9 protein-coding genes are annotated in these 9,616 nt (G+C 40.9%); 8 read left to right on the forward strand and 1 reads right to left on the reverse strand.

Features of this window, described 5'->3' with window-relative positions; all coding sequences use genetic code 11:
- The 8 genes from BCG07_RS12355 to BCG07_RS12390 form a co-directional block, all read left to right on the forward strand.
- Nucleotides 1–470, forward strand: a 470-nt coding sequence (locus BCG07_RS12355) for a peroxiredoxin-like family protein (protein WP_286890360.1), incomplete at its 5' end; no start/stop codon positions are given.
- A complete protein-coding gene (locus BCG07_RS12360) occupies nt 470–1,231 on the forward strand; it encodes a haloacid dehalogenase type II (RefSeq protein ID WP_286890362.1) in 762 nt (253 codons plus the stop codon). The genes BCG07_RS12355 and BCG07_RS12360, both read left to right, overlap by 1 nt.
- 167 nt (nt 1,232–1,398) lie before the next feature.
- On the forward strand, nt 1,399–2,004 hold the full coding sequence (locus tag BCG07_RS12365) for a PilZ domain-containing protein (RefSeq protein WP_006794671.1): 606 nt from the start codon (nt 1,399–1,401) through the stop codon (nt 2,002–2,004).
- 106 nt (nt 2,005–2,110) lie between these two features.
- Entirely contained in the window at nt 2,111–3,166 is a 1,056-nt protein-coding gene (locus tag BCG07_RS12370; RefSeq protein ID WP_286890364.1) for an agmatine deiminase family protein, read from the forward strand.
- A complete protein-coding gene (locus BCG07_RS12375) occupies nt 3,163–4,056 on the forward strand; it encodes a carbon-nitrogen hydrolase (protein ID WP_286890365.1) in 894 nt (297 codons plus the stop codon). Before BCG07_RS12370 ends, BCG07_RS12375 begins: the two co-directional genes overlap by 4 nt.
- A 49-nt stretch (nt 4,057–4,105) precedes the next feature.
- Entirely contained in the window at nt 4,106–7,579 is a 3,474-nt protein-coding gene (mfd, locus tag BCG07_RS12380) for a transcription-repair coupling factor (RefSeq protein WP_006794674.1), read from the forward strand.
- Nucleotides 7,579–8,415, forward strand: a complete 837-nt coding sequence (locus BCG07_RS12385) for a peptidoglycan binding protein CsiV (RefSeq protein ID WP_286890367.1) — start codon at nt 7,579–7,581, stop codon at nt 8,413–8,415. The genes mfd and BCG07_RS12385 overlap by 1 nt, the downstream gene beginning before the upstream one ends.
- 19 nt (nt 8,416–8,434) lie before the next feature.
- On the forward strand, nt 8,435–8,686 hold the full coding sequence (locus BCG07_RS12390) for a hypothetical protein (RefSeq protein ID WP_008126398.1): 252 nt from the start codon (nt 8,435–8,437) through the stop codon (nt 8,684–8,686).
- A 48-nt stretch (nt 8,687–8,734) separates the two neighbouring features.
- Here BCG07_RS12390 and BCG07_RS12395 read toward each other — a convergent pair.
- Nucleotides 8,735–9,616 (reverse strand): hypothetical protein (locus BCG07_RS12395; protein ID WP_286890368.1); only part of this gene is annotated, 882 nt, incomplete at its 5' end.

Raw genomic sequence — 9,616 nt, forward strand, 5'->3', positions numbered from 1 at the left:
ATATAGAATTGGCCGATTTATTAAATAAAGGCCCTGTCGTTGTTAGTTTTTACCGTGGCGCATGGTGCCCTTATTGTAATTTAGAATTAAAAGCACTGAACGATTTTTTACCTCAATTTAAAACTAAGAGCGCTCAATTGGTGGCAATTTCTCCTCAGCTACCAGATCAAACCTTAACGACTGCCCAAAAAAATGAGCTAGAGTTTGATGTGCTCTCAGATATTGGTAATAAGGTTGCACAGCAATTTGGCTTATTATTTACTCTCGATAAACGTATTCAAGAATTATACACCGGGTTTGGTATTGATTTTGAACACACTTACGGCGATAAAACATACCAACTTCCCCTACCTGCCACTTACGTGATTAACCAAGAAGGTGTAATCACTTATGCATTTTTAAACGAAGACTACACACTTCGCGCTGAGCCATGTGATGTAATGACCGCACTTGATGGAGAAAATAAATAATGCCTTTATTAAAATCATTAAAGCTAATAAGTCTTACACTTGCCCTTGGCGCAAGCTTATTAAGTAGCTCAGTGAACGCTGAAGAAAGTAAAGAAAAACCAAAAGTACTTATTTTTGATGTAAACGAGACCCTGCTTGATCTAACAAGTATGCGCGCCTCGATTGGTAAAGCGTTGGGTGGCAGAGAAGATTTACTGCCTCTTTGGTTTTCAACCATGTTACATAACTCGTTAGTAGATACAGTGACCGGTGATTATCACGATTTTGGCCAAATTGGTGTGGCTTCGCTTGCTATGGTGGCAAATAATAACAATATTAAAATTACCAACGAGCAAGCTAAAACGGCCATTGTTACACCACTTTTATCATTACCTCCACATAGCGATGTGAAAGACGGACTGGCAAAACTAAAAGCGCAGGGCTATAAGTTAGTAAGCTTAACTAATTCGTCAAATAAAGGCGATAAAACTCAATTTGAAAACGCAGGTTTATTGTCATATTTTGACGCGCGTTACAGCATTGAAGATATAAAAATATATAAACCTGATTTACGTGCCTACGAATGGGTACTTAAAAAGTTAAACGTCGCACCGAACGAGGCTATGATGATTGCTGCACATGGTTGGGATGTAGCGGGCGCTAAACAAGCGGGCTTACAAACAACTTTTATTGCACGCCCAGGGAAAGCGTTATATCCGCTTGCGAAAAAACCTGATCACGTTGTGAAAGATTTACATGAATTAGCCGCTCTACTTAAATAACGAGCGCAAATTATAAAATCAATACCCAAGCGGCCATTCTCAGGAAGAGTTTGACCGCTTTTTTATTGCTAAAAACCGCGTGTAAACAATGTATTTAGCCCTTTTAACTGGTAGCAATTTACCCCTCACAACGCTACTATTTAAAATAACACGTTGTGGAGATAATTATGAATAGTCAAAGATTAAGCGAGTTTGAAGAGTATTTTCAAATAAATGAGAGCATTAGGGTTAATTTGTTTGCTGTATCTAATGAGCAAGTACCTAAATCTCAGCTAGCACTTGACGATGATATCCCGCCTCTTTTTAGATTAGCTAACGAAGTAAGTGAGCTTGAACAAAGCTCGTTACGTCCACTTCGAAACTTAGGCGATGTAGCCCAAGAGCTTGCTGCATTTTTGCAGGCGCAATCGCGAAAAATAGATTTAATTATGAGCCATATTTTGGCCTCAGAACAAGCGCAAGAAAATGCAATACACTGCGATAGCTATGGCGGCGGAGGTATTAAGTTTACGTCGTCTGATGTGTATTCTATTGGCCAATCGTTTAGGACAAAACTTTTTTTGCATCATGAGGCATCGGCTGTTTACTGCTACACAGAAGTGGTTGCCATAGAAAAACAAGATAACGACCACTACCAATACACAGTGCTTTTTACGTCTATAAGAAACACTGATCAAGAATTAATAGTAAGAGCAAGTTTACATGCGCAAACGCGCCAACTAAAAAAACGCCAAGAACTAGAGCAACCATTAGACGATTCAAGCTCTGAATAATTGGTTTTACAATACAGTTTATATGGCAAAGCACACCTATTTTTCAAGTGACTTGGAAGTAGCACAACTGCTAAACTAGCAATATCTCTATTTGTATAAAAATGCCATGAACTTTAGACTTTTACCTGAATGGGCTGAGCAAGACGCTGTAATGCTAACTTGGCCACATAAACATACCGATTGGGCCGATAATCTAGCCCGTGTTGAGCCTGTCTATGTTGAGCTTGCAAAGCATATAACACACTACCAATTTTTAGTTGTTGTTGCTCACGACGAAGCCTTAAAAGCACATATCACTGCACTACTTAACCAAGCCAATATTAATTTAGAGCGTGTTCATTTTGTTGTAACACCCACTAATGATACCTGGGCGCGCGATCATGGCCCACTAACATGTGCAAATATTAATGATGAGACCAAATTAAAGGTCTATGATTTTACATTTAATGGTTGGGGCAACAAATTTGAAAGCGCACTCGACAACCAAATTAATAAAGCGGTTTTTGAAAAGCTAAGCAATGCAAACAATGATTACCAAGCCCTAGATATGGTGCTTGAAGGTGGCGGTATTGAGATAAACGAGCACGGCGTATTGCTAACAACAAGCGAATGTTTGCTTAACAAAAACCGTAACCCTGACTTATCGAGCCAAGACATAGAAACCTTATTAAAAACGCATTTAGGTGCCACCGATTTTTTATGGGTCGATCACGGTTATTTAGCCGGCGACGATACTGACAGCCACATTGATACCCTAGTACGATTTGCACCAAACAATACGCTTGTATACGTACAATGTGATGATGAAAATGACGAGCATTTCACCGCACTAAAAGCAATGGAAAACCAATTAAAAAGCTTTAAAACAGCAGGTAACACCCCATATACTTTAGTTGAACTACCGTGGCCTAAGGCAGCGTATGACGATGAAAATTCACGCTTACCTGCAACCTATGCCAATTACTTAATTATTAACAATGCAGTGCTTGTGCCTACATACAACGATGTAAACGACGACCGTGCATTAGCACAGGTTCAAATAGCGTATCCGCAGCACACTATTATTGGCGTGAATTGCCAGCCTATAATTGAGCAATTTGGTAGCCTTCACTGTATTACAATGCAATTACCGCGTGGATTTTTAGCTGGAGCAGCACAATGACAAGCCCTGCAAAATTAACCGTTGCTTCAGTGCAACAAAGCAACAACGATAACGCCGATGAAAACATGGCTAAATCAATAAAAGCCATTCGTGAAGCTGCTCAAAAAGGGGCTCAGCTTGTTGTTTTACAAGAGCTTCATCGTAGCCTTTATTTTTGCCAAACCGAAGACGTTGATGTCTTTGACCTGGCAGAAACCATACCTGGGCCAAGCAGTAACACCTTAGGTGAACTCGCTAAAGAGCTCAATATTGTGATTGTGGCGTCACTGTTTGAGAAGCGCGCAACAGGCTTGTACCATAATACTGCAGTGGTGCTTGAAAAAGACGGTAGTATTGCAGGTAAATATCGCAAAATGCACATACCTGATGACCCTGGTTTTTACGAAAAGTTTTACTTTACCCCAGGCGACTTGGGCTTTGAGCCTATTCAAACATCGGTAGGTAAATTAGGTGTGTTGGTATGCTGGGATCAGTGGTTTCCAGAAGCCGCGCGTTTAATGGCTATGGCTGGTGCTGAGCTATTAATTTACCCAACCGCTATTGGCTGGGATCCCAATGACGACCAAAATGAACAAACACGCCAAAAAGATGCATGGGTTATTAGTCAACGTGCCCATGCGGTCGCAAATGGAGTACCGGTGATTAGCTGTAATCGTGTTGGCCACGAGAGCGACCCAAGCGGACATAGCAGCGGCATTCAGTTTTGGGGTAACTCTTTTATTGCGGGTCCTCAGGGTGAGTTTTTAGCGCAAGCCAACAACATCGATGAACAAATATTAGTGGTAGAAGTTGATCAAAAACGCTCAGAAAACGTAAGACGTATCTGGCCGTTTTTGCGTGATCGCCGAATTGATCACTACAGCGACCTTACAAAAATATACCGCGACTAACTAAAAGAATGGCTCTTACTTGTTAAGGGCCAATCAAATGGAGTAATAAATGGCGTTTGAGCAATGGGCAGCCTTGCCTTGGGTAAAATCTCAAAAAGATAAAATTCAGTGGGGGCAGCTAAGCGGAAGTGGTTTAAGTATTGCCATTGCCGAAGGTGTTAAACAGCAAGAGAACTTAGTATTAATTGTTACACCCGACACCCCCAGCGCGCTGCGCCTTGAAACAGAACTAGAATATTTATTACCTAATAATCCGGTAATGGTATTTCCTGATTGGGAAACCTTGCCTTACGATCATTTTTCTCCTCATCAAGATATTATTTCTGCGCGTTTAGCTACATTAAATACCCTAAAAAAAGAACAGCAAAGCGTATTAATTGTGCCTGTGTCTACGCTTATGCTGCGAACCGCTCCGGCCTCGTTTATTTATGGTTCGACAATAAACTTTAAAGTAGGCGATAAACTCGACACACATAATTTTAGGCAAAACTTAGAGCAAGCCGGTTACCTAAACGTGCAGCAAGTTATGGAACATGGTGAGTACGCAATTCGTGGCTCAATCGTCGATTTATACCCTATGGGTAGTCCGCATCCATTTAGGCTCGACTTTTTTGATGACGAATTAGACACCATTCGTCTATTTGATGTGGAAACGCAGCGCTCTGATGAAAAAGTAGATAAAATTGAACTGCTGCCAGCGCATGAATTTCCAACAAATGAGTCAGATATTGAGCGTTTCAGGATTGGTTACCGTGAAAAATTTGGTGCAAGTTCGGAGCAAGACTCTGTTTACATGCAAGTTAGTAAAGGAAACTGGCCAGCTGGTATTGAATACTACATGCCGTTATTTTTTGAAAGCCTAGCCACTATTTTTGACTACCTGCCTGATAATACAACCGTTATGCAATTGGGCGATTTAGAACACGCTGCGGATAATTTTTGGCACGATGTTAATGTTCGTTACGAAAACCGTAAAGTGGACCCTCTGCGCCCACTACTTGAACCAAATGCCTTATATCAGCCAATTGAAGAGCTGTTTTCTAACTTAGGGCAATTTGCGCGTATTCGTTTATCGCTTGCCAAGCTGGGCACAAAAGCGGGTAATAAAAATTTATCCGTATGTGAATTACCTGCAATAAGAATAGATCATAAACAACACGAGCCCTATGCGGCGTTCATAGACTACGTTACAGCACAAAAGAAGAAAAAAAGTCGCATATTACTGAGCGTTGAGTCGGATGGTCGACGAGAGTCTTTACTCAATATTTTGAAACCCAGCGGTTTAAAGTTTAAAGAGTTTGATACCTTTGAACAATTTACCCAAAGCGATAGTGATGTAGGCTTAATTGTAAGTCCGCTTGAGCAAAGCGTTGTGCTTGGCTCTAAACCTTCTTTATCAATTATTACCGAACAAGAGCTGCTAGGTATTAAAGTCTCGCAGCGCAGACGCCGTAAACATAAGTACGAAGCAAGCCAAGACGCCCTAATTCGTAACTTAGCCGAGCTTAAAGAAGGTCAGCCTGTTGTGCATCTTGACCACGGTGTTGGCCGCTATCAAGGTTTACAAACTATTGATGCAGCAGGTGTAATTACAGAATTTGTGACCATAATATACGCCGGTGAGTCTAAATTGTATGTGCCTGTGTCGGCACTACATATGCTTAGCCGTTATTCAGGCGGTGAAGAAAGCAGTGCACCACTGCATAAGCTCGGCTCTGATGCATGGGAAAAGGCAAAGAAACGTGCTGCAGAAAAAGTTCGTGATGTAGCCGCAGAGTTACTTGATATATACGCACAGCGCCAAGCTAAACCAGGCAATAAATTTACCCTAGACGGACAAGCCTATCGCCAGTTTAGTGAAAGCTTTCCGTTTGAAGAAACCGACGACCAGCGTAATGCAATTGAAGCAGTATTAGGCGACATGCAATCAAAACAAGCGATGGATCGTTTAGTGTGTGGTGATGTAGGCTTTGGTAAAACCGAGGTCGCTATGCGGGCAGCTTTTGTTGCTGTTAACGATGGTAAACAAGTTGCCATTTTAGTGCCCACTACCCTGCTTGCGCAGCAACACTATGAGAATTTTAAAGACCGTTTTGCTGACTTTCCTATCGAAGTGGGTGTGCTTTCTCGTTTTAATTCAACCAAAGAGCAAAAAGACACGCTAGAAAATATGGCGAATGGCAAGCTAGACATTGTTATTGGTACCCACAAACTTATTCAGCAAGACATTAAATTTAACGATTTGGGGCTACTCATCGTAGATGAAGAGCATCGATTTGGGGTACGCCAAAAAGAAAAAATTAAAGCGCTACGTGCAGATGTCGATATTTTAACGCTTACCGCAACGCCTATTCCTCGAACGCTCAATATGGCAATGAGTGGCATGCGCGACTTATCTATTATTGCGACCCCACCGGCCAAACGCTTGGCGGTTAAAACATTTGTTCGCCAACGTGATGTGGAGCTTATTCGCGAAGCCATTTTGCGTGAAATTAAACGTGGTGGCCAAGTGTACTTTTTGCACAATAACGTTGAAACAATTGAACGCGTGGCGCAAGAATTAAGTGAATGGGTACCTGAAGCAAATGTAATTACCGCTCATGGGCAAATGCGCGAGCAAGAGCTTGAGCAAATAATGACCCAATTTTATCACCAAAAATACAATGTAATTGTGTGTACAACCATTATCGAAACCGGTATTGACGTACCTACAGCAAATACCATTATTATGGATAGAGCCGACAAACTAGGCTTAGCACAATTACACCAATTGCGTGGTCGTGTAGGCCGAAGCCACCATCAGGCATATGCCTATTTGCTCACAGGCGACCCTAAAGCCTTATCAAAAGATGCCAGCAAACGTCTACAAGCAATTGAATCATTGGAAGATTTAGGCGCTGGTTTTGCACTTGCTACACACGATTTAGAAATTCGTGGTGCAGGTGAGTTATTGGGTGACGATCAATCTGGGCAAATGCAAACTATTGGCTTTAGCTTGTATATGGAAATGCTTGAGCAAGCAGTGAATGCACTGCGTGAAGGTAAAGAACCTACTCTTGAAAACCTCTTACAAAAACAAACCGAAGTTGACTTAAAACTGCCTGCATTACTGCCTGATGATTATATACATGACGTAAATGCACGTTTAGGTATGTACAAGCGTGTAGCTAGTTGTGCTAACCTAGGCGACATTGATGAGTTACAGGTAGAACTAATAGACCGATTTGGTTTATTACCTGATGCAGCTAAAAACTTATTTAGTTTGCAACAACTTAAAATGCAAGCCAGTAATTTAGGGATAACAAAAATAGAGGCAAACCCTAAAGGCGGCTACTTTGAATTTAGCCAAAATACCAAGGTTAATCCTAGCTTCATTATTGGGCTGATACAAAGTGCACCGCATATTTATAAAATGGAAGGCGCAAATAAATTGCGCTTCGCGATTAGTGAGGCAAATGCCCGCGAACGCTTAAAAATGGTCACTGCTATGATTGCAGATTTCGAAAAAAAGGTTAGCCATTAATGTTGCTAAAAAAATCGCTGGTAGTTTTATGTTGCTTATTTAGCAGCGCTGCAGTTGCAGAGCGTTGGTTTGAAGCTGAGGTGCTGATATTTAAACAGCGCCCAGCCCCCTACTTACAAGAAGACTTTAGTTTAAAACACGAGGCTATTGAAGATAAAAACACGCTTGATTTATTAACGCCACTTTATACCGAGCAAGCCATGCAAGCCTGTATTGATGGCGATACACGTTTTCAAAAGCGCTCATTTACGGATTCGCTCGTTAATGACAACCCACGCTCAGGTGTTTGCGATGCAAGCACCGACTATGTTCAAAGTTACGATACATTGCCTGTTACACCTGTGGCACCGGCACTTGATACCATGGAGCAACCCTACTTACTTGCCCCAGAGCAGTTACAATTTAAAACGCAGTTTGAGCAACTAGACCGTAAAGGCTTAACGCCGATTTTACATACTGGTTGGCGTTTTGAAGCAAAAAGTAAATCACGTGCGCCAAGCATGCACTTATTTGCCGGTGAGCTAATCAAAACACGCGTTTTTGATGTGCCGCGCTATTCAAATCCAGACTTTGTTAGTTTACTAGAGCCCCAGCCTAGCTTATTTAACGACCCCGATGAATCAACTAGTAAATGGGAATTAGAAGGGTTATTTAAAATTCACTTGCGTCACTATTTATTTATCACTGCAGATTTTGATATTAGCCAAAAACTACAAAGTGGTGATGTAGAGTCATCACGGTTTTCACAATTTAAACGTGTAATAAGTGGTGAAATTCATTACTTTGACCACCCTCGCATGGGCATGATTGTCCAAATTAGAAAATTTAAACATTAATACTTAATAGGATACAACAATGAAAAAACTCCTAATTATTGCAGCTACACTAAGCCTGGCTGCATGCTCTAAAGTAACAGTAGAAAACTACGAAAAAATTAAGATTGGTATGGATAAAGCTGAAGTAGAGGCTGTATTAGGTAGCGCTGACAACTGCGTAGAAAAAACACTTCATACTAACTGTGTTTGGGGCGACGAGTCTAAAAATATAGAGATTACACTCGTTTCAGATAAAGTGACTTTATACAGTAAGCACGGCTTAACTCAATAAAGTTGTGTATAAAAAAAGGGGGATAGACTGTGGTCTATCCCCCCTTTTTTATTTTTTAGAATAAATGAGCTCAATGTTGACTATTTTGCTGCGATTTAAGGTAATTTTATAACGCTGATAAAGTGTTTTATCACCTTCTGTGTGCACCAATACCATATTTAATTGATAACGTCGCTCAACGGCTTGTTTTGATATTTTATTACTATCTAAATGGTAAAGCTTACCTTCACCACGTTTTAAATAACGGGCAAATGGCGCTAGGTTAAATTGCAGTGTTTGCTGCAACGTATCGTATCCAGGTAAAAACTCTTTGGCCGACACGCGCGTTTCACTCGCAAAGTGCAGCCATTGCGCAGCCTGTTTGTTTTGCTGGCGACGTTTTGAAAAAATGGTTTGAACTTCTTTCGGTATTTTTTTAAAACGCGTGTACTCAAGCCAAATAAACTGGCTGGCTATTTTGTCTTTGGTAATACTATTTTTAAAGGTAAATCGCCATTTTGGCCGCCCTTGAACTATTGCGCGCCAAATTACACGGGTGATATCTTCTTTAAAAATTTCACGCAAACCATAAATTACACCCAGTATCAAAATAAGAGTCGCTGTTACCTCTGTAAAACTGGAACGCGCATTAAGAATTACCAACATCACAAACGCCATAATAACCGCCGTTACCGTCCCCTTTACTAAGCGCTTTAGGTAACTATTTAAAAAGCGAGTATTGCGCTGAAGTATTACTCCATGCTCAATTAAACGTTGCAATAAACGCATTTTATTTGTGATTCGATTGGCGTCTTGAAGGGTGGTTTCAGAGTTATAGTTTTTATCTGCTCTGTACACGTTTTCGCTTTTACAAAATTGCAAAAGGTCGTTCCGCTCTTTAGCAAAATCGCTACTGCGCGGGCCTTCATCTAGTAATTTTAAAAATGATTG

Source organism: Pseudoalteromonas sp. ESRF-bin5 (genome assembly GCF_002632075.1).
GTDB classification, from domain to species: Bacteria; Pseudomonadota; Gammaproteobacteria; order Enterobacterales; family Alteromonadaceae; genus Pseudoalteromonas; species Pseudoalteromonas marina.